Annotated in this window: 23 protein-coding genes; 16 read left to right on the top strand and 7 right to left on the bottom strand. The window is 64.5% G+C overall.

Translation table 11 applies throughout. The features are described from left to right. The first annotated feature begins 90 nt into the window (after positions 1-90). The 7 genes from HNS34_RS17115 (at position 91) to HNS34_RS17085 (ending at position 6127) form a co-directional block, all read left to right on the top strand. Positions 91-978, top strand: coding sequence for a LysR family transcriptional regulator (locus HNS34_RS17115; protein WP_172321316.1), 888 nt, complete (start codon positions 91-93; stop codon positions 976-978). 65 nt (positions 979-1043) lie between these two features. Continuing rightward, positions 1044-1478 (top strand): CBS domain-containing protein, encoded by a 435-nt coding sequence (locus HNS34_RS17110; protein ID WP_172321315.1) that lies wholly within the window; start codon positions 1044-1046, stop codon positions 1476-1478. 44 nt (positions 1479-1522) lie between these two features. Next, a complete protein-coding gene (gene coaD / locus HNS34_RS17105) occupies positions 1523-2020 on the top strand; it encodes a pantetheine-phosphate adenylyltransferase (protein ID WP_172321314.1) in 498 nt (165 codons plus the stop codon). Positions 2021-2135: 115 nt separating this feature from the next. Then, positions 2136-2642 carry a peptidylprolyl isomerase gene (locus tag HNS34_RS17100; RefSeq protein ID WP_172321313.1) on the top strand — a complete coding sequence of 169 codons (507 nt, stop codon included), beginning with the start codon at positions 2136-2138 and terminating at the stop codon, positions 2640-2642. Beyond that, positions 2635-3183 carry a peptidylprolyl isomerase gene (locus HNS34_RS17095; protein WP_172321312.1) on the top strand — a complete coding sequence of 183 codons (549 nt, stop codon included), beginning with the start codon at positions 2635-2637 and terminating at the stop codon, positions 3181-3183. Before HNS34_RS17100 ends, HNS34_RS17095 begins: the two co-directional genes overlap by 8 nt. A 108-nt stretch (positions 3184-3291) precedes the next feature. Next, a complete protein-coding gene (locus HNS34_RS17090) occupies positions 3292-4251 on the top strand; it encodes a DUF3179 domain-containing protein (RefSeq protein WP_172321311.1) in 960 nt (319 codons plus the stop codon). A 49-nt stretch (positions 4252-4300) separates the two neighbouring features. Further along, entirely contained in the window at positions 4301-6127 is a 1827-nt protein-coding gene (locus tag HNS34_RS17085; RefSeq protein ID WP_172321310.1) for an ABC-F family ATP-binding cassette domain-containing protein, read from the top strand. Between the two features lie 59 nt (positions 6128-6186). Here the strand turns inward: HNS34_RS17085 and HNS34_RS17080 are convergent, their stop codons facing one another. Together HNS34_RS17080 and HNS34_RS17075 are read right to left on the bottom strand one after the other, a co-directional pair. After that, the gene (locus tag HNS34_RS17080; RefSeq protein WP_172321309.1) at positions 6187-6627 is read right to left on the bottom strand and encodes a DMT family transporter; all 441 of its coding nucleotides are present in this window, start codon (positions 6625-6627) and stop codon (positions 6187-6189) included. Between the two features lie 16 nt (positions 6628-6643). Further along, a complete protein-coding gene (locus HNS34_RS17075; protein WP_172321308.1) occupies positions 6644-7318 on the bottom strand; it encodes a hypothetical protein in 675 nt (224 codons plus the stop codon). A gap of 268 nt (positions 7319-7586) precedes the next feature. On the opposite strand from HNS34_RS17075, the gene HNS34_RS17070 reads away from it, so the two are divergent. Next, a complete protein-coding gene (locus tag HNS34_RS17070; protein WP_172321307.1) occupies positions 7587-7871 on the top strand; it encodes a hypothetical protein in 285 nt (94 codons plus the stop codon). 165 nt (positions 7872-8036) lie between these two features. Here the strand turns inward: HNS34_RS17070 and HNS34_RS17065 are convergent, their stop codons facing one another. The 3 genes from HNS34_RS17065 to parE form a co-directional block, all read right to left on the bottom strand. Then, complete coding sequence (locus tag HNS34_RS17065) at positions 8037-8567, bottom strand: hypothetical protein (RefSeq protein WP_172321306.1); 531 nt, start codon at positions 8565-8567, stop codon at positions 8037-8039. A gap of 376 nt (positions 8568-8943) precedes the next feature. Further along, the gene (locus tag HNS34_RS17060) at positions 8944-9462 is read right to left on the bottom strand and encodes a MarR family transcriptional regulator (RefSeq protein ID WP_172321305.1); all 519 of its coding nucleotides are present in this window, start codon (positions 9460-9462) and stop codon (positions 8944-8946) included. Between the two features lie 760 nt (positions 9463-10222). Beyond that, complete coding sequence (gene parE, locus HNS34_RS17055) at positions 10223-12184, bottom strand: DNA topoisomerase IV subunit B (protein WP_172321304.1); 1962 nt, start codon at positions 12182-12184, stop codon at positions 10223-10225. A gap of 216 nt (positions 12185-12400) precedes the next feature. Between parE and HNS34_RS17050 the strand changes: the two genes are divergently transcribed. Beyond that, positions 12401-12622 carry a hypothetical protein gene (locus HNS34_RS17050; RefSeq protein WP_328700562.1) on the top strand — a complete coding sequence of 74 codons (222 nt, stop codon included), beginning with the start codon at positions 12401-12403 and terminating at the stop codon, positions 12620-12622. Positions 12623-12951: 329 nt separating this feature from the next. Here the strand turns inward: HNS34_RS17050 and HNS34_RS17045 are convergent, their stop codons facing one another. After that, entirely contained in the window at positions 12952-13389 is a 438-nt protein-coding gene (locus HNS34_RS17045) for a hypothetical protein (RefSeq protein WP_172321303.1), read from the bottom strand. 192 nt (positions 13390-13581) lie between these two features. Between HNS34_RS17045 and HNS34_RS17040 the strand changes: the two genes are divergently transcribed. After that, the gene (locus HNS34_RS17040) at positions 13582-14928 is read left to right on the top strand and encodes an MATE family efflux transporter (RefSeq protein WP_172321302.1); all 1347 of its coding nucleotides are present in this window, start codon (positions 13582-13584) and stop codon (positions 14926-14928) included. 137 nt (positions 14929-15065) lie between these two features. Here HNS34_RS17040 and HNS34_RS17035 read toward each other — a convergent pair whose 3' ends face one another. Continuing rightward, a complete protein-coding gene (locus tag HNS34_RS17035; RefSeq protein ID WP_172321301.1) occupies positions 15066-16439 on the bottom strand; it encodes a M20/M25/M40 family metallo-hydrolase in 1374 nt (457 codons plus the stop codon). Positions 16440-16630: 191 nt separating this feature from the next. On the opposite strand from HNS34_RS17035, the gene HNS34_RS17030 reads away from it, so the two are divergent. From HNS34_RS17030 to HNS34_RS17005, 6 genes are all read left to right on the top strand, one after another. Further along, a complete protein-coding gene (locus HNS34_RS17030) occupies positions 16631-17206 on the top strand; it encodes a 5-aminolevulic acid synthase (RefSeq protein WP_172321300.1) in 576 nt (191 codons plus the stop codon). Between the two features lie 240 nt (positions 17207-17446). After that, positions 17447-18685 (top strand): 5-aminolevulinate synthase, encoded by a 1239-nt coding sequence (gene hemA / locus HNS34_RS17025; RefSeq protein ID WP_172321299.1) that lies wholly within the window; start codon positions 17447-17449, stop codon positions 18683-18685. Positions 18686-18844: 159 nt separating this feature from the next. Then, on the top strand, positions 18845-20092 hold the full coding sequence (locus tag HNS34_RS17020) for a helix-turn-helix domain-containing protein (RefSeq protein ID WP_172321298.1): 1248 nt from the start codon (positions 18845-18847) through the stop codon (positions 20090-20092). Positions 20093-20187: 95 nt separating this feature from the next. Then, on the top strand, positions 20188-21309 hold the full coding sequence (gene ispG / locus HNS34_RS17015) for a flavodoxin-dependent (E)-4-hydroxy-3-methylbut-2-enyl-diphosphate synthase (protein ID WP_172321297.1): 1122 nt from the start codon (positions 20188-20190) through the stop codon (positions 21307-21309). Between the two features lie 264 nt (positions 21310-21573). Further along, the gene (locus HNS34_RS17010; protein WP_172321296.1) at positions 21574-22986 is read left to right on the top strand and encodes an FAD-binding oxidoreductase; all 1413 of its coding nucleotides are present in this window, start codon (positions 21574-21576) and stop codon (positions 22984-22986) included. After that, positions 22979-23683: a VIT1/CCC1 transporter family protein gene (locus HNS34_RS17005; RefSeq protein ID WP_172321295.1), complete on the top strand. Its 705-nt coding sequence runs from the start codon at positions 22979-22981 to the stop codon at positions 23681-23683. Before HNS34_RS17010 ends, HNS34_RS17005 begins: the two co-directional genes overlap by 8 nt. The last annotated feature ends 45 nt before the right edge of the window (positions 23684-23728 follow it).

Raw genomic sequence — 23728 nt, 5'->3', positions numbered from 1 at the left:
TTTTCGGTTGCCCCTTACATAGCCTTGCATTCTTGCGCGAAAAAGAGGCAGGATTTCAAAACCGTTTTGCGAAAACGCAAAGGTCTGCCGATGCCCAACTGGGATGACATGCGCATATTCCTGGCCGTGGCGCGGGGCGAAAGCCTCAGCCGCGCGGGCCGCGTCCTGCGCATGGACCCCGCCACCGTGGGCCGCCGCATCGCGCGGCTGGAGGAAAGCCTCGGCGCCGCCCTCTTCGCGAAATCGCCGCAGGGCTACATCCTGACCGAGGCGGGCGCGGAACTGCTGGACCCGGCGGAAACGGCGGAAAGCGCGCTGGCCACGGGCGTCGGCGCGGTCACCGGCATGGGCGCGGGGCTGGCGGGCACAATCCGCATCGGCGCGCCGGACGGGGCCGCGAATTTCCTCTTGCCCCAGGTCTGCGCGCGGATCCACGAGGCCAATCCCGACCTGGAGATCCAGATCCTCGCCCTGCCGCGCGTCGTCAACCTCTCGAAGCGTGAGGCCGATATGGCGCTGACTGTCAGCCCGCCGCAGACGGGCCGCCTGACGGTGCAGAAGGTGGCCGATTACCACCTGCACCTGGCCGCGCCCGAGGGCTCCGGCATTACCCGGCTGTCGGACCTGAAGACGCGCCCCGTGGTCGGCTACATCCCCGACATGATCTTCGACAAGGAACTGGATTACCTGTCGGAACTGGGCGTGACGCGGGTGCAATTGGCCTCCAACTCGCTCTCGGTGCAACTGATGCTGATGCGCGCCAAGGGCGGTGTCGGCATCGTGCATGATTTCGCGCTGCCCTTCGCCCCCGAACTGCGCCTGATCTTGACGGGTGAGATCGCGCTGACGCGCGCCTTCTACCTTGTGCGTCACGCCTCGGACCGGGGATCGGAGCGCCTGACCCGCTTTGCCGAGGCGCTGTCGCAGGGATTGCGCGCCGAAATATCGCGGCTGGAAGCGCAGGCCTCCGACCGCTAACGCCTTGACAGCCCGACGATCTGGCGAAACGCTGGAGAAACGACATCAACGAGGGGAAGCAGACCATGCTCGTGCAACAAATCCTGAAGATGAAATCGGGCGACGGGGTGGTGACGCTGGCCCCGGGGGCCACGCTGGCCGATGCCGCGAAGCTGTTGTCGGAAAAGAAATTCGGCGCGGTGGTCATCTCGCCCGACGGCTCCAAGGTGGCTGGCATCCTGTCGGAACGCGACATCGTGCGCGAGTTGGGCAAGCGCGGGGCCGAGTGCATGGCCGACACGGTCGATGAGGTCATGACCTCCAAGATTACCACCTGCACCCGCTCGGAAGGCTCGGGCGAGGTGTTGAAAAAGATGACCTCGGGCCGCTTCCGCCACATGCCGGTGATGGAGGGCGACGAGATGGTCGGCCTGATTTCCATCGGCGACGTGGTCAAGGCGCAACTGGCCGAACTGGCGATGGAAAAGGAAGCGCTGGAAAGCATGATCAAGGGCTTCTGAACCGCCCCTGCCTGTCCCCATCTCCAAAGCGGAGCACATCCCCCATGCGCATCGGCCTCTATCCCGGCACGTTCGACCCGATCACGCTCGGCCATACCGATATCATCGAACGCGCCTGCCGACTGGTCGACCGGCTGGTCATCGGCGTGGCGATCAATCGTGACAAGGGGCCTTTGTTCACGCTGGAGGAGCGCCAGGCCATGGTCGAGGCGGAATGCGTCCAGCTGTCGAAGGAGACCGGCACCGAGATCGTGGCGCATCCGTTCGAGAATCTGCTGATTGACTGCGCCCGCGATGTCGGCGCGCAGATCATCATTCGCGGCCTGCGCGCGGTGGCCGATTTTGAATATGAATACCAGATGGTCGGCATGAACCGGAAGATGGACCCCGAGATCGACACTGTGTTCCTGATGGCCGATGCCGACCGGCAGGCGATCGCCTCGAAACTGGTCAAGGAGATCGCGCGCCTTGGCGGCGACGTCGCCGATTTCGTGCCGCCCGCCGTTCATGACGCGCTGATGAAGAAATACGGACGGACCTGACCGGCGCGTTTTTCCGGGTTTTCGAAAACCCGGCAGAAAGGCGCATCGATGCGCCTTGCCGCCCGCCCGTCCCGCCTTTAGGGTCGCGCCCGATCCGAGACCGAAGGAGGGCCCGATGGCCGATATCAAAGATCCCGAAAACACCATCCTGATCGAGCTGAAAGACGGCCAGGTCGTGGTCGAGCTGATGCCCGACGTGGCCCCCGAGCACGCAGCCCGCATGAAGGAGCTGGCCCGCGAAGGCGCCTATGACGGCGTCGTCTTTCACCGCGTCATCGACGGCTTCATGGCCCAGACCGGCGATGTGGCCAATGGCAATGCCGACAAGGATTTCAACCTGCGCCGCGCGGGCACGGGGGGCTCCTCCAAGCCCGACCTGTCGGCCGAGTTCTCCAAGCTGCCGCATGATCGCGGCACCATCGGCGCGGCGCGTTCGGCTAATCCCAATTCGGCCAACAGCCAGTTCTTCATCAATTTCAAGGACAACCATTTCCTGAACGGCCAATATACCGTCTATGGCCGGGTGATCGAGGGGATGGAGCATGTCGATGCCATCACGCGCGGCGAGCCGCCCGCCGACCCCGACAAGATGATCAGCGTCAAGGTGGCCGCAGATGCGTAAGCTGGCCCTTGTTCTCACCCTTCTGGCGACCCCCGCCGCCGCCACCGGCATCGAGATCGACGTCACCGGAGAGGCCGAGGGCACCATCGTCATCGACCTCTTTGAACAGGTGGCCCCCCTGCATGTCGAGCGCATCACGATGCTGGCCGAGGAGGGCGCCTATGACGGCGTCGTCTTTCACCGCGTGATCAACGAGTTCATGGCGCAAACGGGTGATGTGGAATTCGGCCGCATGGGCCAGGACATGCGCTATGCGGGACGGGGCGGATCCGAATATCCCGACCTCCCCGCCGAGTTCGACGCTGATCTCAGCTTCGAGCGCGGTATCGTCGGTATGGCGCGTGGGCCCGACCCCGACAGCGCCAACAGCCAGTTCTTCATCATGTTCGAGCCGGAGCCCCGCCTCGACGGCCAATACACCATCGTCGGCCAGGTGATCGAGGGCATGGAGGTGGTCGACGCCATCAAGCGCGGTGAGGGGCGCAACGGCGCCGTCATCGGCCAGCCCGACATGATTGTCGAGGTCCGCGTCACCGAATAGGCGGCCTCACGCCTGATCAGCCCCGCGCACATGCCCGTGAGCGGGGCTGTTCTTTTGCGCGCAACCTGTCACGATCCGGGGGCAACATCCCTTGCCCGGACGGACCCGATGCGCCTTTTCCCCAGCCTTGCCCTGACGCTGCTCCTCAGCCTGCCCGCCGCCGCCAACCCCGAGAGGTGGGCGCAGGAATGGCCCAATACCGATTTCAGCCGCTCCTCGGTGGCGTTCGACAGCATCATGTCGGGCGGCCCCCCGCGTGACGGCATCCCCGCCATCGACGACCCGCGCTTGATCGAGGTGGCGATGGAGGCAAGGCTCGATCCGTTGGAACCCGTCATCGTGGTGGAACTTGAGGGCGAGCGCCCGCGCGCCTACCCCGTGCGCTACCTCACCTGGCACGAGATCGTGAATGATGTGGTCGGCGGCGTGCCGATCGCCGTCACCTTCTGCCCGCTCTGCAATTCCGCCATCACCTTCGACCGGCGGGTGGGGGGCGAGGTGCTCAGCTTCGGGGTCACAGGCAAGCTGCGCAATTCCGATATGGTGATGTATGACCGCGAAACCGAAAGCTGGTGGCAACAGGCCCTCGGCACCGGCATCGTGGGCGAACACACGGGCACCGAACTGACCCCATTGCCGACCTGGATGGAAAGCTGGCAGGATTACGCGGCGCGCAATCCCGACGGTCTTGTCATGGACGAGCCCGACTGGCGCCGCCCCTATGGCACCAATCCTTACGTGGGCTATGACAGCCTGCGCCAGCCCTTCCTCTATAGCGGCGAGGATCCGCCCCACGGCATCCCGCCCCTGGTGCGCGTCGTGCGCGTGGGGGACCGCGCCTGGCCCCTGACGCGCCTGGCCGAGGAGGGCGAGATCACCGAGGCGGGCCTGACGCTCAACTGGTCCGCGGGCCAGGCCTCGGCGCTCGATACCGGCACCATCGGCGAGGGGCGCGATGTCGGCAATGTCCGGGTGCAGGACGCGACCGGCGCGGATGTGCCGCATGACGTGATGTTCGCCTTCGCCTTCCACGCCTTCTGGCCGGAGGGCGAGTGGATGCTGCCCTGACCCCGCCTGCCTGCTTGACGCGCCGGGACATGCGCCGTAGCAGGCAGGCATGGCCCGCGCACCCCTTCTCCAGCTTTCCGACATCTCGCTGACTTTCGGCGGCAACCCGGTTTTCTCGGATCTCGGCCTGGTCGTGCAGGAGGGGGACCGGGTGGCGCTGGTTGGCCGCAACGGATCGGGAAAATCCACGCTTCTCAAGGTGATGGCCGGGTTGGTCGAGCCTGATACCGGCAGCCGCACCCTCGCTCCGGGGGGCTCGGTCGGCTACATGGAGCAAGATCCCGATTTCGCCGGTTTCGCCACGCTTGGCGACTATGCCACCGCGACGCTGGACCCCGCCGAGGCGTGGCGGGTCGAGGCCGTGGCCGAGGGGCTGAAACTGCAGCTCGACGCAACGCCCGAGGCCGCCTCGGGCGGGGAACGCCGCCGCGCGGCGCTGGCGCGGCTCTTGGCCGAAGCGCCTGAATTGATGCTGCTGGACGAGCCCACCAACCACCTCGATATTCACGCCATCACCTGGCTGGAAACCCGCCTGCGCGAGACCCGCGCGGCCTATGTCCTGATCAGCCATGACCGCGCCTTCCTGACCGCGCTTTCCCGCGCCACGCTCTGGATCGACCGGGGCCAGGTGCGGCGCATGGACAAGGGATTCGCCCATTTCGAGGAGTGGCGCGACAAGACCTGGGAGGAAGAGGACCAGGCCCGCCACAAGCTCGACCGCAAGATCAAGGCCGAGGCGCGATGGGCGGTCGAGGGCATCAGCGCGCGGCGCAAGCGCAACATGGGCCGGGTGCGCGCGCTTGGCGATCTGCGCCAGACCCGCGCCGAGATGATCCGCCGCCAGGGCACCGCCGCGATGGCGCTGGAGGAAGGCACCAAATCGGGCAAGCGGGTGATCGAGGCGAGGGGGATATCCAAATCCTACGGCGACACCACGATCTTCCGCCCCTTCGATCTGCGCGTCTTGCGCGGCGACCGCGTGGCCTTTGTCGGCCCCAACGGCGTCGGCAAGACCACTCTTCTCAAGGTTCTGACCGGGGAAATCCCGCCCGATACCGGCAGCGTCACCCATGGCACCAACCTGGACATGGCCGTGTTCGACCAGACCCGCGCGGCGCTGGACCCCGACGCGACGCTGTGGGACTCGCTCTCGCTCGACCCGTCCATGGCGGTTTCGGGCAGTTCCGACCAGATCATGGTGCGCGGCCAGCCCCGGCATGTCGTGGGCTACCTCAAGGAGTTCCTCTTCGACGAGGCGCAGGCCCGCGCGCCGGTCCGCTCGCTTTCGGGTGGCGAAAAGGCACGGCTCCTGCTGGCCCGCCTGATGGCGCGCGAATCCAACATGCTGGTGCTGGACGAGCCGACCAATGACCTGGATGTCGAAACGCTGGACCTGATGCAGGATCTTCTGGGCGATTATCCCGGCACCGTGCTGCTGGTCAGCCACGATCGCGATTTCATCGACCGGATAGCGACGACCACCATCGCGATGGAGGGCGACGGGCGCGCCGTGGCCTATGCCGGTGGCTGGTCGGATTACCGCGCGCAGCGGGGGGCGGATCTGCTTGAGGACGGGAAACCGGCGAAGAAAGGGCAGGGGGGCAAGCCCGATCCGCGGCCTGACGCGCGCCCCGCGCCCATGAAATCCGGCCTCAGCTACACCGAGGCACACCGCCTGAAGGAGCTTCCCGGCGTCATCGAACGGCTGGAGGCCGAGATCGCCAAGCTGGAGGAGTTCCTGGCCGATCCCGACCTCTTCACGCAGGCGCCCGCGAAATTCGCCAAGGCAAGTGAGGCGCTGGTCGAACGGCAGGAAAGGCTCGCCGCCGCCGAGGAAGACTGGCTGGCGCTTGAGGAAAAATCGGAAAGCTCGTGATCCTGGGGCCAGCGCGCCGTCGACGGCGCGCATCGGCCTTGCGTCGATGCAAAGCGCGCCTACCGCGCCGCCATCTGCGTCAGTGCCACGCCAAGCCCCATCACCGCGATCCCGCCCGCACGCAGCGGCGTCAGCGCCGAGACCTGCGCGCCGAACATCCCGAAATGGTCGATCAGCGCGGCCGAGACCAGCTGCCCCAACAGCACGAAGAACACCGCGTTGCCGACCCCGAAGGCGGGCGCGACAAAGGTGATGGAGAGGACGTAGAACGCCACCAGCAGCCCCGCCAGGAACAGGTGCCAGGGCTGGCCGGGCAGGCGCGCGAGCGCCTCGATCCCGTTGTTCAGGGTCACGATCAGGGTGGCCGCGAAGGCCACCACGAAGAGGATCAGCGCAGCCGCGGCGGGCGAGCCGATATTGGCCCCGAGCCGCGCATTGAGGGCGGCCAGCACCGGAATTCCGACGCCCGCGGCCAACATGATCAGGGCGTGATGGGTCATCGGGCACTCCTCGGTCTCAACTGCAAATCCCCCCAAGTTCGGCGTCCTGCCAGGGCAACAGCACATCCGGGCGATCCGCCCGCTGCGCCACCGGGGTCAGGTCCATGACCTGCCCCAGCATCCGTTCCAGCCGCGCGGTGCGCGCACCCTCGGGGTCCAGCGCGGCGCAGCAGACATATTCTCCGACCAGGCTCGCCTGCTGTTCGTAGCCATACTCCAGAAAGGACCGCTGCGCCTCGGGATCGAACAGGTAGGGGTCGTCGCTCACCTGATGCTCCGCCGCGCCGCGCAGGGGGTGGTAGCCGGTGAGTTCGCGGTTCTGCCATTGCCAGATATGGGTCATCTCATGGGCGAAATACATCGCCGCGATCAGGTTGATCCGGTCGGGATAATCGCTGACGTAATCGTCAAGATAGTAGTCCGGGGCCACCATCACGGTCTGGAACAGCACCGCCCCCGCGGTGCGCGTCTGGACCGTCGGGCCGCTATCGGGCGGCAGGATCATCTCGCGGCAGGTGGTGCGCGGGCGCGCGGGCCGCGTGCGGATGCGCAAGCCAATGAGAGGGTTTTCGACCATCCGGATGCGCTCGGTCTGCAACCCCGGCTGGATCTCGGCCATGAAGGCGCGCTCGGCCTCGCTCAAGGGGCGACCGCAGGCGGCGAGAAGGGCAAGGAGGAGGAGCCAGCGCATCGGGGTCAGCGGCCTTGGGCAAGCAGGGATGCCCCAAGGTAACGCCTTGGCCCGCTTGCGCAAGGGGGCCAAGGCCCATTCCCTCCGGTTCTCGGGATTCTGCTTTCAAAACATGGGCCTGATCCCCGGTGTTATCCGATAGCAGCGCATTGCAAGGCCCTGACAAGCGCGCGTTTTTGTATAACGGACACAATTCCGGTCAATCTGTCCTCACGTCCCCCGGCGTATCCCGCAACCCCGACCCCTCTCTTGATTAAGGAAATTGACCATGAAAGCCCTCTCCACCCTGACCGCAGCCGCGGTTTTCGCCTCCACCCTCGTCTCGGTGGCCGCCGCCGACACGCGCGTGATCACGCGCCATGCGCCGCTGGTTCATGCCCCCGTGATCCACACGCCGCCCGTCTACATGCACATGCCGGTCCCGCGCCCGATTGCTGTGCCCGTGCTTGTGCCGCGCCCGCTGCCGTTTCCCGGCCCGCTCTGCCTGAGCTGTCCGTCGTGGGATCTGGAAGACCCCCGCGTCATCTACACGCCGCGCGTGATCATGCGGTAAGAGTTTCATCAAGGACATTTGAATGAAGCACCTGCCCCGGAGCCACCGCGCTCCGGGGTTTTTTCGCGCGGTCTCCGGTTTCAACAGAGTGATGGCCTGATTCTCGCGTTCGTGCGCAGCCCGCGAGAGGTAGGGGAAAATCAGGGCAAATGAACCGGAAACGCGCTAGTCCCGCAGCCCGACCGAGCGCTTCAACCCGTTCATCGCCTGCATATAGGCCTCATCGACCTGGTAATCGGTCGGCATGTCCTCGGCATCGAACATCCACTCATAGGCCTCGTCCCAGTCATAGGCGGCATGCACGCGCCGATCGCCCAACTCATGCACGACCACGGCGCGGATCTTGGCATCCTCGCCCGGCCCGGTAAACGTGCGGAAGGTGACGCCCATGAAATCGAGATAGGCGCGGTAGAATTCCTCGCTGAGCAGATGCCGATTGATATTCACCGCCCGGTCGAGGCGGCGCTTGGTGGCGATGAGGTCGGGCGGCGAGATCTCCTTCCAGTAGCCCAACAGGCGGCGGAAGCAGTAGATCCGGTTCAGATCCGGCGCGATCTGGTCGTAGATCTCCAGCCGCTTGTAGATGATCAGCCGCGACTGCCAAAGCGCGTCGTCGATGGAGCGCAGGCGGATGAGGAAGACCACACCGAACGCGGTGGCGAGGATCAGGGCGAGGAGTTGCAGCCAGAGGGGCATGAGGACGGGCCTTCGCGGGCGGTGGAAGGACAGGCTAGCAGGGTTTGCGGAGATTCCAAATGGGTCGCGCAGCGTTCACCCTGCCATCTTTCAACGGTTGGGTCTTGCCCCGGTCCGGAATCAAGCCGTAGGCGCCGGACCAGCGGCGGCCCGTTCCGTCACGCCGAAGGCGTGCCGACATGAAAGCGGCGCACCTGCGGTGCGACGGGCTGCCGCTTTGGCTGAGGTATGTGGCAGGCTTTGAGGGAGCGCAGGCTTGGCAGAGATAAAGCGCTACCGGTCAGAGGTCAGAGCGGCACCCCACGGGCCGCCGCTGGTCCTATGTCGATCCTGGGTAAGAAAGGCACGAACGGCAGAAGATAGTGAGCGCCTGCTTCTAAGATGCATATCCAGTTCTATGGTGCCTTAAGAGCCAACCTTTTGCCATGACATTAATCGTCTTGCGCCTATGATCTGTTTCATCAAGTTCAGATGTAACCATGTCTGCATTCTCCAGTCGCGCAACCTGTCCACGCATGTTCTGCGAGGAATTGAAGCCAAACTCTTCGAAATCCGATGGGCTGATTGAACCGCCTCGTTCACAAATTTCATCAAATAATTTCCAAGCCCTTGGTGGTACATTTATAGACATTGCATATTGGTCACTCTGCTCTGCTAGCCAGATCTCAAAAAGTTCATGCAATCTATCGGAGTCAGATGAGTAGTTATCATTTTCATACAACCAAACCGAAAAATCCCCTGAGAATTTCAATGCATCTCTCAGATTCTCATTAAGAATTCGAAAAATATGAGTAAATGACCTTACTCCAACTGGAGGAGCTGTGTCACTGTTCAAATCAAATTCCCGAACTCTTGCGGAAATAAGGTCATCTATTGAATCACGTGCCAGGGGCATTATTTCCAGTGGCTCCTGAAGTCGACCCTGAAGCCTGGGGCTCGTAGAAACGCTTCTCACGATACCTCTCGCTCCGCACACAACCCACTTCAATCCATGCTTTGAAAACAGATCATCGCGCAAGGCCTCAAGTCTCTGGCGGGCAGTTTGAGAGGTATTTAGTATCTCCAAGTTGTCTCATACACATATGATTCCACCATCACCTTGAAAGGATGCCGCAAGAAGTCGATCCACAAGTGAAAAGAAACCATGTATGTCGAACCCTGTGGAGCTATTTGGATTCTGATTTACTCCAGCACCAAATCCTGCAATATTTACAGACCCACCCGTCTGTAGTGGGTTCTCTAGCCAAGCTGATAGCGGAGAGAGATTAAACTGCAAGTCGAGTCTTTTTCGGAAAGATCGTTCATTTTCGATGAAGTGAGACGCAATCTTGGCATACACCTTTCTTTTAAAGTCAATTGCCCTATCCTCCACCGTAAACTGGAAGGGTTCGGGGCACAACAATATGGAGTTCTTGCCACTACTAAGTGTATCTTGCTCAAGTTGAAATCCGGCAACCAGAACTAGACTGGTTTTACCTACGCCATTCGGCCTTCAATAGTTACTACGTTATCAATATTGGAAATTCTATTCTTAACACTTCTCAATTCAGTATCTCGCCCGACCAATAACCTCTCACCTTGCGCATTCCCTTTTACAGGATGCGTGTCATACAAATTTCTTGAAAATCCAAATTCATTCCACATAGTTTGCCCCCTCAAACATCCAACTCCTCCACAAATCGCGCGTTCTCCTGAATATACTGAAACCGCAACTCCGGTTTCTTCCCCATCAGCCGCTCGACCAGATCACCCGTCTCCCCCGGCTCATCCTCATCAATACTCACCCGGATCAGCTTCCGCACCTCCGGGTCCATCGTGGTCTCTTTCAGATCCTTCGCGTCCATTTCCCCCAGACCCTTGAACCGCGACACGTCGATCTTGCCCTTGCCGCCGAGCCCCTTGGCCTCCCACATCTCGCGCTCGGCCTCATCGAGGCAATAGACGCGTTTAGAGCCTTGCGTCAGGCGATAGAGGGGCGGGCAGGCCAGATACAAATGGCCTGCGTCGATCATCGGGCGCATCTGGGTGAAGAAGAACGTCATCAGCAGCGCCGCGATATGCGCCCCGTCGACATCCGCATCCGTCATGATGATGATTTTCTCATAGCGCAGATCGTCGATGGAGAACTTGGTGCCAAGCCCCACCCCCATCGCCTGGCAGAGGTCGTTGATCTCGGCATTCGCGCTCATCTTGTTGGACGCGGCGCCAAGCACGTTCAGGATCTTGCCCCGCAGCGGCAGCAGCGCCTGCGTCTTGCGGTTGCGCGCCATCTTGGCCGAGCCGCCCGCGCTGTCACCCTCGACGATGAAGAGTTCCGTGCCCTCGCGCGTGGCGGTCGAACAATCCACCAGCTTGCCGGGCAGGCGCAGCCGCTTGGTCGCCGATTTGCGCGCCGTCTCCTTCTCCTGCCGCCGCCGCAGCCGTTCCTCGGCCCGCAGCACCAGGAAATCGAGAATCGCGCCGGCCGATTTCGTATCCGCCGCCAGCCAGTTGTCGAAATGGTCGCGCACCGCGCCCTCGACCAGCCTTTGCGCTTCGGCGGTGGCCAGCCGGTCCTTGGTCTGGCCGACAAATTCCGGCTCGCGGATGAAGCACGAGACCAGCGCGCAGCCCCCCGTAATGAGGTCGTCGCGGGTGATCTGCGCGGCCTTCTTGTTGCCGACGAGTTCCCCGTAAGCCCGGATACCCTTGAGGATCGCGGTCCAGAAGCCCGCCTCGTGCGTGCCGCCCTCGGGCGTGGGCACGGTGTTGCAATAGCTCTGGATGAACCCGTCGCGCGAGGGCGTCCAGTTGATCGCCCATTCGACCTTGCCGGGCGTGTTGAAACGCTGCTTGAAATCGACGGTCCCGGCAAAGGGCTGCTCGGCATAGGTCGAGGCAGGCCCGAGCGTTTCCTTCAGGTAATCCGACAACCCGCCGGGGAAATGGAAGGTCGCCTCGCGCGGGGTCTCGCCATCCTCGATAGCCGATTTCCAGCGGATTTCCACGCCCGAGAACAGATACGCCTTGGAGCGCACCATCTTGAGCAGCCGCGCGGGCTTGAAGCGGTGATGGCCGAAGATCTCTTCATCGGCATGGAAAGTGACCGAGGTGCCGCGCCGGTTCGGGGCCTGGCCGACATGCTGCACCGGGCCTTGCGGAATCCCGCGCGAAAACTCCTGCGCGTAGAGTTCCCGGTTGCGCGCGACCTCCACCCGCAGGTGATCGGACAGCGCATTGACCACCGAGACGCCGACCCCGTGCAGGCCGCCCGAGGTCTCATAGCTGTCGCCCGAGAACTTGCCGCCCGCGTGCAGGGTGCAGAGGATCACCTCCAGCGCCGATTTCTCCGGGAACTTGGGATGCGGGTCGATCGGGATGCCGCGCCCGTTGTCGCGGATGGTGACGGAGTGATCCTCGTGCAACTCCACCTCGATCCGGGTGGCGTGGCCCGCCACGGCCTCGTCCATCGAATTGTCCAGAACCTCGGCCACAAGATGATGCAGCGCGCGCTCATCGGTGCCGCCGATATACATGCCGGGGCGCTTGCGGACAGGCTCCAGCCCCTCCAGAACCTCGATCGAGGAGGCATCGTAGCCGCCGGACTCGGCGACCGGGGAAAGTAGATCATCGGCCATGGTGCTGCTCATTTCGATCGTTTCTTTGTTGCGGCGGAGTTTAGGCGCTTGGCGGGGGCACGGGCAAGGGCAGACGCAAGATTCTGTGCGCGGCTGACATCATACCCACAAGAAAGGCGCATGAAGCCGCCGGGCCTGACACGGCTCAAGGCCAGGGGATGCCGCGATATGGCGCGCCCGGACCGATCCCCGGCCACGGTAGCCCGCCCTTGACCGATACCGCATGACCCCATCCCCGCAAGATGGGCCGCCGCGCCCTTTAGACCGGCAAGGCGCTGTTGCAGGCCGAGCTTCTCGAGATCGGGCGTTGGGCGCGGGGAGTGGGGGCAGAAATTCGGGCGGCTCTTCGAGGGGCGCGATGCGGCGGGCAGGGGCGGCACGACCACGCGGTTTACCGACCACCTCAACCCGCGCTTCGCCCCCCTTCGTGGCGCTTAACCAGCCGACCGGGCAGGCGCGCGGCCAATGGTTCGCTGGAAACTGCCCCCATCGGGCAAGGCGTCGCTCGATATGCGGCACGGCGACACCCAGGCGAGGGAGGCGATGCTCTTCTACTACACGACGACCCGGACAAGGGCGTTGAGATCGCCACGGCCCCCGCCCCCCCGATCACCGGCCCTGACCCAAAAAGGAAGCGGCGCGCCCGGGGCGATGGGCGCGCCGCTTGGTCCAGACTCTCCCCCCAGGAAGGGCAGAGCATGGAAGCCTTGTCGATGTCGTATGTCCGAGACGCTCAGCACCGGTTTCCCAATCTTGGGCGACATCTTCTAATAGGTCGCGACCAGCCCGTAACTGTCGTCGATGATGTTGCGCTGGTAGGCGACGCTGGCAAGGGCGACCAGCTGCGCGATTTCCGCGTCGGTCAGGTTGCCGTCGTTATAGTCCAGGATCCCGTCCTCAAGCGCGGTCAGGATCTCGGCATTGGTCATCTCGTTGGCGAGCCCGAAATAGGTCTCGGCATTCTCCTCGGTCACGATGCCCGCATCGTAAAGCGCGTCGAAATGCGAGGAATTGAACTGCACGAAGGCGTCCGAGACCTGCTGCGTGCGCAATTGCGCCTCAAGGTCCGAGGCGAGGCTCTCCAATCCGCCTTCGACCATGGCGGTCGCGGCAAGTGCCATGCCGGCGACGGCGGCCGTCAATACGACCCAGTCAACGGTGATCGCACCGCTTTCACTGGTCAGGAATTGACGAAAATTGGACACGATGATTGGACCTTCATGGAAATTTCTGGCCCCTGCAAGATCGCTCCGGAATGTGGCGCGAATGAGGCGTTAGCCCTGTCTTTACTGGCACAAAGCGGTTCCAGAATGGAAACGATCAACCGTGCCCCCGAACTGTGGTCCGCCGGTATTTCCCATCTTGGCAAGCCAGCCCGCCCGAGGTAGCGCAATGGCATGAAACGCTTTTCCGATCACCTGCGCGAAGCCTGGGCGCTGTCGCTGCCGCTGGTGGGCAGCCACCTGGCGCAGATCTCGATCGGTCTGACCGACACGGTGATGATGGGCTGGTACGGGGTCAGCGAACTGGCCGCCGTGGCGCTGGCCAGCACCTTCTTCGTGGTGATCTTCCTGCTCGGCTCGGGTTTTGCCAAGGCGGTGATGCCGCTGGTGGCCGCCGCCACCTCCAATGGCGATGCCATCCAGGTGCGCCGTGCCACGCGCATGGGGATCTGGATCTCGACCCTCTTCGCCCTCCTGACGCTGCCCTTCTTCTGGTTCTCCGGCCCGGTTTTCCTGTTCCTGGGGCAGGAGGTGCAGCTCTCCGCCAACGGTCAGGACTACCTGCGCATTACCGGCTGGTCGATGCCCGCGGCGCTGCTGGTCATGGTGCTCGGCAGTCACCTCAGCGCGCTTGGCCGCGCCCGCGTGCTGCTCTGGGTCACGCTGGCCGGTGCCGTCGTCAATGCCGGTGTCAACTGGGTGTTCATCTTCGGCAATCTCGGGATGCCCGAACTGGGGGTGCGCGGCGCGGCCTTGGCCTCGATCACCACGCATGGCGCCATGGCGCTCCTTCTTGCGCTCTATGCGGGTTTCGGGCGCGGCATGCGCGGCTACGCGCTCTTCGCCCGCATCTGGCGCGCCGACCCCGAGGCCTTCACCCAGGTCTTCCGCCTCGGCTGGCCCATCGGGCTGACCATGCTGGCCGAGGTCGGCCTGTTCGCCGCCACTTCCGTCATGATGGGCTGGATCGGCGAGCGCGAGCTTGCGGCCCATTCCATCGCGCTGCAGATCTCCTCGATCACCTTCATGGTCCATATCGGCATCTCGTCTGCGGCCACGGTGCGCGCGGGCCACGCCTGGGGCCGACGCGACACCTACGCGCTGCGCCAGGGCGCCTTCGCCTGCCTGGCCCTTTCGGGCGTCATGGTCGCGCTCACCATCCTGGCCTTCCTGTGGCTCCCCGGCCCGATGATCCGTCTCTTCATCGACCCGCGCGACCCGGCCCTGCCGCAGATCCTTGCCATCGCCACCGGACTTCTGGCCATGGCGGCGCTCTTTCAACTGGCGGATGCGGCGCAGGTGGTGGCGCTTGGCCTGTTGCGCGGCGTGCAGGACACGCGGGTGCCAATGATCCAGGCGGTGCTGGCCTATTGGGTCGTGGGCCTGCCCGCCGCCTATATCCTGGGCTTCCCGCTCGGCGTGGCGGGGCAGGGGATCTGGCTCGGACTTGCCATCGGCCTCAGCTTCGCGGGGCTGATGATGATGACCCGCTTCTGGCGCGGCCCCGCGGCCTTTGCCTGACAACGGATCTTCCACTTTCATTTTGCCTCAAATACCTGCGCCGCAGGCTGCACGACACCAGCCAGGGGCGACACCTCGCCACAAAAAGCGCCACCTCTCCCCCCGCAACTCAAACATCGAGCGACCTCTCCGCCGGATTACCGCATCACAGCATCCAGCACCCGCGCCCAGGAGCGGATGCCCTTGTGAAAACTCTCCAGGTCGTATTTCTCGTTCGGCGAATGCAGCGCGTCGTCATCCTTGCCAAAGCCCGTCAGCAGCGCGTCCATGCCCAGGATATCCTTGAAATAGGCCGCGATCGGGATCGAGCCGCCGCAGCCGATATAGGCGGCGTCTTGCGGCCATTCATCGCTCAGCGCCGCACGGGCCTGCTCGAAAACCGGGTGCGAGGTGTCCATGATCCCCGCCGCGGCGCCCTCGGGGTCCGAGAACGTGACGGAACAATCCTCGGGGAGCTGATCCTCGAACCACGCCCGGAAATTCGCGTCGATCTTCACCGGATCCTGCCCCTCGACCAGGCGGAAGCTGACCTTGGCATGGGCTTTCGACGGCAGCACGGTCTTGAACCCCGCGCCTGTATAGCCGCCCGAGATGCCGTTGATCTCGGCCGTGGGCCGCGACCAGATCATCTCCAGCCCGGACCGCCCCTTTTCCCCCGCGGGCACCGACAGCCCGACCGCGCCCAGGAACTCGGACTCGGAGAACCCCAGATCGTCCCATTCCGCCTTCTGCGCGTTGCTGAGCTCGGGGATGTCGTCATAGAAGCCGGGGATCGTGACCCGGCCCTCCGCGTCATGCAGCCCCCCCAGGATGCGGGTCAGCACCCGGATCGGGTTCATCGCGATGCCGCCATACATGCCCGAATGCAGGTCCTTGTCCGGCCCCGTCACCGTGATCTCCTCGCGCACCATGCCGCGCAGGCGGGTGACGATGGCGGGCGTCTCCTCGCCGAACATGCCGGTATCACAGATCAGCGCAATATCGGCGGTCAGTTCCCCGGCGTTGTCCTTCATGAACGGCACCAGCGAGGGCGAGCCCGATTCCTCTTCCCCCTCGAAGAAGAGCGTGATGGGGCCGGGCAGTTCCCCATGCACTGCTTTCCACGCGCGGCAGGCTTCCACGAAGGTCATCAGCTGCCCCTTGTCATCCGACGCGCCGCGCCCGCGAATGACGGTGCCCCTGGGGATCTCCTCCAGCGCCGGTTCAAAGGGCGGCGTGTGCCACAGGTCCAGCGGATCAACCGGCTGCACGTCGTAATGGCCGTAGAACAGGATATGCGGGCCCTCGCCCTCTGAATGCGCCACCACCATCGGGTGGCCCGGCGTCTCGCGCTTGGAGGCGTCGAACCCGAGCGCCTGCAAATCCCTGACCAGCCAATCGGCGGCCTCCTGGCAATCGCCCGCATAGGCCGGGTCGGTCGAGATCGAGGGGATGCGCAGAAGCTCCAGCAACCGCCCGACGGCGGGCTCCAGATCGGCATCAATTCGGGCGAGAACGGCATCGAGGGACATCGGCTTCATCCTTTGGTCAAATCGGGGAGATCGCCCGCGACCTTACCACCGGCGCGGCGACTGTCCAGCGGGCAGGCCACCCCGCCTCGATGCGCAGATTCCCGCGGCCCGTGCCGCTGTCTGATTGCCCCTCAGCGCCTGTCGCCCTATCCTGTCCCCCGACCCATTGCTGCCAAGGGAGTGTTTTGACGATGAAATTCCGACCGATCCGCCTAGGCGTCCTCTGCCTGACCGCCTTTGCTATTGCCGCGCCCGCCCTGGCGCAGGAGCTGCCCAACCTGCGCGAGGCGCGCCGGCTGGTCTTTGCCGAAGACGGCGCGGTCGAGGGCGAGGTGATCCTGCATGACAGCCTCTCGGAGACCGATGTCGCGATCCTGAACCAGCTGGTGGAGACCCAGGCCTATTACGCCGCGATCGCCATCGCGCCGGAGATGGGGCTGGCCTCGGAGGCGACCATCGCCGCGGCCAATTACCACGACGAGGCCAACGCCCGCACCGCCGCCCTTGCCGCCTGCAACGAGGCGCGCACCAGCGGTCCGGCCTGCCTCGTCGTCCTGGTGATCCGTCCCGAAGGCTGGGAACCCGACCGCCCCCTGCAACTGAGCACCGACGCCACCGCCGCCCTGCGCGGCGATTTCCGCCGCCTCGGGCGCAACCGCGTGATGGCGATTTCGGAGACGACCGGCCAATGGGGCATCGGCAGCGATCTGACCGAGGCGCTGGCGGCCTGCGGCGAGACCGACTGCCGCGCCGTGATCGACGGCTGAGGGGGGCAGATGAATGAGCTTGTGGAATTTCCGAACGATTTCACCCGCGACAGGCGCCCTTGATCCATGTCAAAGTCTCAAGCGCGGCAAAATGTAACTTGCGACAAGGGCCCGTGAGGGCCTAAGTCAACCTTGGAACAATTCCAAGGGCGCGACCGGGATCACTTCCGCGCCCCGACCTGCCATAGACGACACGCCTTGCGGGCCGCCTGCCACCATAGCCCGATGAAGGAGAGGCCGATGCGCCAAGACCCAGCCAGCTACGCCGCCGCGCTCGATACGGCCCTCAATCGCCTGCATGAAGAAGGCCGCTACCGCACCTTCATCGACATCGAACGCCGCCGCGGCCAGTTTCCGCACGCGGTCTGGACCCGGCCCGATGGCACCGAACAGGACATCACCGTGTGGTGCGGCAACGATTATCTGGGCATGGGCCAGCACCCGGTGGTGCTGAACGCGATGAAGGACGCGCTGGAGGCGACCGGCGCAGGGTCGGGCGGCACGCGCAACATCTCGGGCACCACGGTCTATCACAAGGCGCTGGAGGCGGAGCTTGCCGACCTGCACGACAAGGAGGCGGCGCTGGTCTTCACCTCGGCCTATATCGCCAATGACGCGACGCTTTCGACCCTGCCCAAGCTGTTTCCCGGCCTGATCATCTATTCCGACGCGCTGAACCATGCCTCGATGATCGAGGGCGTGCGCAGGAATGGCGGCAACAAGCGCATCTTCCGGCACAATGACGTGGCCCATCTGCGCGAGCTGATGGAGGCCGACGATCCCGCCGCGCCGAAGCTCATCGCCTTTGAATCGATCTATTCGATGGATGGCGATTTCGGCCCGATCGAGGAGATTTGCGACCTCGCCGACGCGTTCAACGCGCTGACCTATCTCGACGAGGTTCACGCCGTCGGCATGTATGGCCCCCGCGGCGGCGGTGTCGCCGAGCGTGACGGGCTGATGGACCGGGTCGATATCATCAACGGCACGCTCGGCAAGGCCTATGGCGTGATGGGTGGCTTCATCACCGCATCGGCGAAAATGGTCGACGCGATAAGGTCTTATGCGCCGGGGTTCATCTTCACCACCTCGATTCCGCCCGCGGTGGCGGCTGGGGCGGCGGCCTCCGTGCGCCACCTCAAGACCGACCAGCCGCGCCGCGACCTGCACCAGGAACGCGCCAAGGTGCTGAAACTGCGCCTCAAGGGCATGGGCCTGCCGATCATCGACCATGGCAGCCACATCGTGCCGGTCATCGTCGGCGACCCGGTGCATACCAAGAAGATCTCGGACATGCTGCTGACCGATTACGGCATCTACGTCCAGCCGATCAACTTTCCCACCGTCCCGCGCGGCACCGAGAGGCTGCGTTTCACGCCCTCGCCGGTGCATGATCCCAAGATGCTGGACGGGCTCGTGCGGGCGATGGACGCGCTGTGGAACCACTGTGCGCTGAATCGTGCCGATATGACCGCGTGACGCGGCAGTTGCGGGTGCAAAAGCCCCGCATCCTGTGTTAAGCAGGGACCATCTTGGCCATATCTGGGGAATCATCAGGGCCGAGGTTGGGGAAATCACGGTCGGCAGATCGTCAAAACGTCACAAAACCGACCAATCGTGGGGCAGGGCCTTTTGGGCATGAACACGCATGACAGCATTGATGCCGGGGCGTCCGTCGAGGAATTCGACGATTTCGACGTGCCCCTGGGCGATATCATGCGCGGCGAACGCGCCACGCTCGGCAAATCGCTGCTGGATGTGGAGCGTGATCTGAAGATCAAGGCCGCGCATATTGCCGCCATCGAAAACGCCGACCTCTCCGTCTTCGCCACCAAGGGATTTGTCGCGGGCTATGTGCGCTCCTACGCGCGCTATCTCGGCATGGATCCGGAATGGACCTATCGCCGCTTCTCGAAAGAGGCCGGATTTGCCGGTGTCCATGGCACCTCGGCGCTTCAGGCGCAGAAGGCCAAGCGCGCCTTCGGCGATGCGCCCGCGCGGCTGGTGAACCCCAATGACGTGATGAAATCGGCCCGCGTCTCGTTTGCGCCGCAGCGTGAAAGCGTGTTCTCGCGGATCGAACCCGGCGCGCTTGGCTCGGCGCTGGTGCTGGTCCTGCTGGTCTCCGGCATCGGCTATGGGGCCTGGTCGGTGCTGACCGATATCCAGCGGGTGCAGTTCGTGCCCGTCGAGGAAGCGCCCGAGACCATCGCCAATCTCGACCCGCTGGCGGGCGCCGCGCTCAACATGGCCGAGGCCGATCTGCCCGACGCCACCACGCCCAACGTGCCGCGCGTCGATCCCATCGACCGGCTCTACCGTCCGCAGGCACTGGACACCCCCGTCCTGACCCCGCGCGACCAGGCCATTGCCACGCTGGACCCCGATGCCGTGGGCCGGTTCCCCGGTGCCACGCCGACCCTGTCGCGCCCGGCCGTGCCGGAAACCGCTGTGGCCGAGGCAGACCCCGAGGGCGGCTTCCAGCTTGCCTCCGGTCCCGCGGAGGGTGATGGCGGCGTCCAGGTCACCGCCGACCAACCGGTTGACGAAGTTGTGCTTTTCGCGGTGCGTCCGGCCTGGGTCCGGGTCAGCTCCGCCTCCGGCACTGTCCTTTTCGAGGGCACGCTGAACGCGGGCGATACCTATACCGTGCCCGACGGGGCCGACGCGCCGGTGCTGCGCGCGGGCAATTCCGGCGCGGTCTATTTCGCGGTCAACGGCGTCACGCTCGGCCCCTCCGGTCCCGGCGCCAATATCGCGCGCAACGTGGCGCTGACGGCCGATTCGCTCAGTGAGACCTACGTGATGGCCGATGCCGATGCCGACCCGGACCTGCCGCGTGTCGCATCCCTGATCCTGACCGGCGAGGACGCGCCCGCCAACTGACGTCAGACGGGACGTTTGCCAACTGACGTTGCAGCCCGATCCTCGGGGGATTATGTCAGGGGCCAATTGCCGCTGATCGCCGAAAGCCTGTTCACATGTCTCACAACCCGATCCGCCCCTGGCGCAATATCGACCGCCGTGACAGCCGCCGCATCCATGTCGGCTCGGTTCCCGTGGGTGGCGGGGCGCCGATCACCGTGCAGACCATGACCAACACGCTGACCACGGATATTCCGGGCACGATCGCGCAGATCCAGGCCTGCGCCGATGCGGGCGCCGACATCGTCCGCGTCTCGGTCCCCGATGAGGCGTCGTCGAAGGCGCTGAAGGAGATCGTGCGCGAAAGCCCGGTGCCGATCGTGGCCGACATCCATTTCCACTACAAGCGCGGCATCGAAGCCGCCGAGGCGGGGGCCGCCTGCCTGCGCATCAATCCCGGCAATATCGGCGATGCGAAACGGGTGCGCGAGGTGGTGAACGCCGCGCGCGACCATGGCTGTTCGATCCGTATCGGCGTCAATGCCGGCAGCCTCGAAAAGCACCTGCTGGAGAAATACGGCGAGCCGTGCCCCGCCGCGATGATCGAAAGCGGCCTCGACCATATCCGCATCCTGCAAGACCACGATTTCCACGAGTTCAAGATCTCCGTGAAGGCTTCCGACGTGTTCATGGCCGCCGCCGCCTATCAGGGTCTGGCCGAGGCTACGGACGCACCGATTCACCTTGGCATCACCGAGGCGGGCGGGCTGACCACCGGCACGGTGAAATCCGCCATCGGGCTTGGCAACCTTCTGTGGATGGGCATCGGCGACACGCTGCGCGTCAGTCTTTCCGCCGATCCGGTCGAGGAGGTCAAGGTCGGCTACGAGATCCTCAAGGCGCTCGGTCTGCGCCATCGCGGGGTCAATATCATCTCCTGCCCGTCCTGCGCGCGGCAAGGCTTCGACGTGATCAAGACCGTTGAAATCCTTGAGGAAAAACTGGCCCATATCAAGACACCGATGAGCCTGAGCATCATCGGCTGCGTCGTCAACGGCCCCGGCGAGGCGCTGCTGACCGATGTCGGCTTTACCGGCGGCGGGGCCGGGGCGGGCATGGTCTATCTCGACGGCAAGATCGCGCACAAGCTCTCGAACGACGCCATGGTTTCCCATATCGTCGAACAGGTCGAGGCCAAGGCCGCCGAACTGGACGCCGCGCGCGCAGCGGCGGAATGATCCGTTAACTTTTCGGATGGCCGGTCAGCCCCCGCCGCATGATTTGGGTGCGATGCGGCAGGGGCCTTCTTGCGGTTTCGGCCTCATCAGCTTGCCCCCGCAAGCCCTACGGTTACGCAGCCTTTCTTTCTGAAAGGTTAACAGATCGTCTTTCCTTAAAGATTGTTAACGCCCATGCTGCGGCAAATCGGGCAGGTCCGTTGCACCCGGACCGCGCCGCCCATAGGTTTTTCATTGGTGCCGATAGTGCGAGGATCATCCGATATGACCGAGTTGATGGAACTGCCCCGAAACGAAGAGGGCATCGCCGCCGTCCTCGGCATCCTCAAGCAGCGCTTCGGCGACCGTTTCGAGACCGGGCAGAGCATCCGCGAACAGCATGGCCACACCACCACCTGGATCGTGAACCAGCCCCCCGATGGCGTCGTCTTCGTCGACAGCGAGGAAGAGGTGCAGGAGGTCGTGCAGACCTGCATCGCCCATCGCGTGCCCATCATCCCCTTCGGCACCGGCACTTCGCTTGAGGGGCATGTGAACGCCCCCGCGGGCGGCGTCTCGGTCGATTTTTCCCGGATGGACCAGGTGTTGCAGGTCAATGCCGAGGATATGGACGTGGTGATCCAGCCCGGCGTCACCCGCGACGGCCTCAACACCTACCTGCGCGACACCGGCCTCTTCTTCCCGGTCGATCCCGGTGCGAACGCCTCGCTTGGCGGCATGGCGGCGACGCGCGCCTCGGGCACCAACGCGGTGCGCTACGGCACGATGGCGACGAATGTGCTGGCGCTCAAGGCCGTGCTGCCCTCGGGCGAGATCGTGAAAACCGCCGCCCGCGCCCGCAAGACATCCGCCGGCTACGACCTGACGCGGCTTCTGATCGGCTCCGAGGGCACGCTTGGCCTGATCACCGAACTGACCCTGAAACTCTACGGCATCCCCGAGGCGATCTCTGCCGCGACATGCAGCTTTCCGACAGTCGAGGCCGCCTGCAACGCTGTCATCATGACCATCCAGATGGGCATCCCCGTGGCGCGGATCGAGCTGCTGGATGCGCTTTCGGTCAAGGGCGTCAACGCCTATTCCAGGCTGGACCTGCCGGAAACCCCGCTGCTGCTGCTGGAGTTTCACGGCACCGATGCGTCGGTCAAGGAACAGGCCGAAAGTTTCGGAGAGATCGCCGCCGATCACGGCAGCCTCGCCTTCACCTTCACCACCAAACCCGAGGAGCGCAGCAAGCTTTGGGCCGCGCGCCACGATGCCTATTGGGCCTCGCTGGCGCTCCGCAAGGGCGCGAAGGGCATCTCGACCGATTGCTGCGTGCCGGTCAGCCGTCTGGCGGAATGCGTGACCAGGGCGCAGGAGAAGGCCGGGGCGCTCGGCCTCATCGCGCCGGTCGTGGGCCATGTCGGCGACGGCAATTTCCACACCCTTCCCCTGATCATGATGGACGACCCCGATGAGGTCGCCCGTGCGCAGGAATTTGTCTCCTGGCTCAACGACCTGGCGATTTCCATGGATGGCACCTGCACCGGCGAACACGGTATCGGCCAGGGCAAGGCGCGCTATCTGCTGCCCGAACTGGGCGAAGGCGCGGTCTCAATGATGGTCGCCGTCAAGCACGGCGTCGATCCCCTGAACCTCTTCAATCCCGGCAAGATCCTGGTGTCCGATGTCTAACCCTTCCGCCCATATCGAACCACATCTGTCGGGTCGCACCGGCTGGCTGCGCGCCGCCGTGATGGGGGCCAATGACGGTATCCTCTCGACCGCCTCGCTGATCGTGGGCGTCGCGGGCGGCGGGGCCGACCGGGTCACGATCCTGCTGGCCGGTATCGCCGGGATGGTGGCCGGGGCCATGTCGATGGCGGCGGGCGAATATGTCTCGGTCTCCAGCCAGGCCGATACCGAAAGCGCCGACATGGCGCGCGAATTGCATGAGCTGGAACACAACCCCAAGGGTGAGCTGGCCGAGCTGGAGGCGATCTACCGCGAGCGGGGGCTGTCGCAAGGGCTCGCCGCCGATGTCGCCCGCGAATTGACCGAGAAGGACGCGCTTGGCGCACATCTGCGCGACGAGATCGGGATCACCGACCTCAGCCCGCCCGCGCCGGTGCAGGCCGCATTGGTCTCGGCGCTCACCTTCGCGCTTGGCGCGGCGGCCCCGCTGGTGGTCGCGGGCCTTGCCCCGATCGGCGGGCTGATCTGGTGGGTCGGCATTGCCACGGTGCTGGCGCTGGTGGGGTTGGGCGCGCTCGGCGCGCAGGCCGGTGGCGCCCCCAAGATCAAGGCCGCCGCCCGCGTCGTGATCTGGGGCCTCATCGCCATGGCCGCGACCTGGGCCATCGGGCGGCTGGTCGGCATGAGCCTGATCTGATCCTCATTCCGGGGCTGGAACTGTTAGCGCTAACGTAGTATAGAG

Source organism: Alterinioella nitratireducens (genome assembly GCF_013155465.1).
GTDB lineage: Bacteria > Pseudomonadota > Alphaproteobacteria > Rhodobacterales > Rhodobacteraceae > Alterinioella > Alterinioella nitratireducens.
Note: the sequence above shows the minus strand (reverse complement) of the source record. Positions and strands in the feature narration are given on the sequence as shown.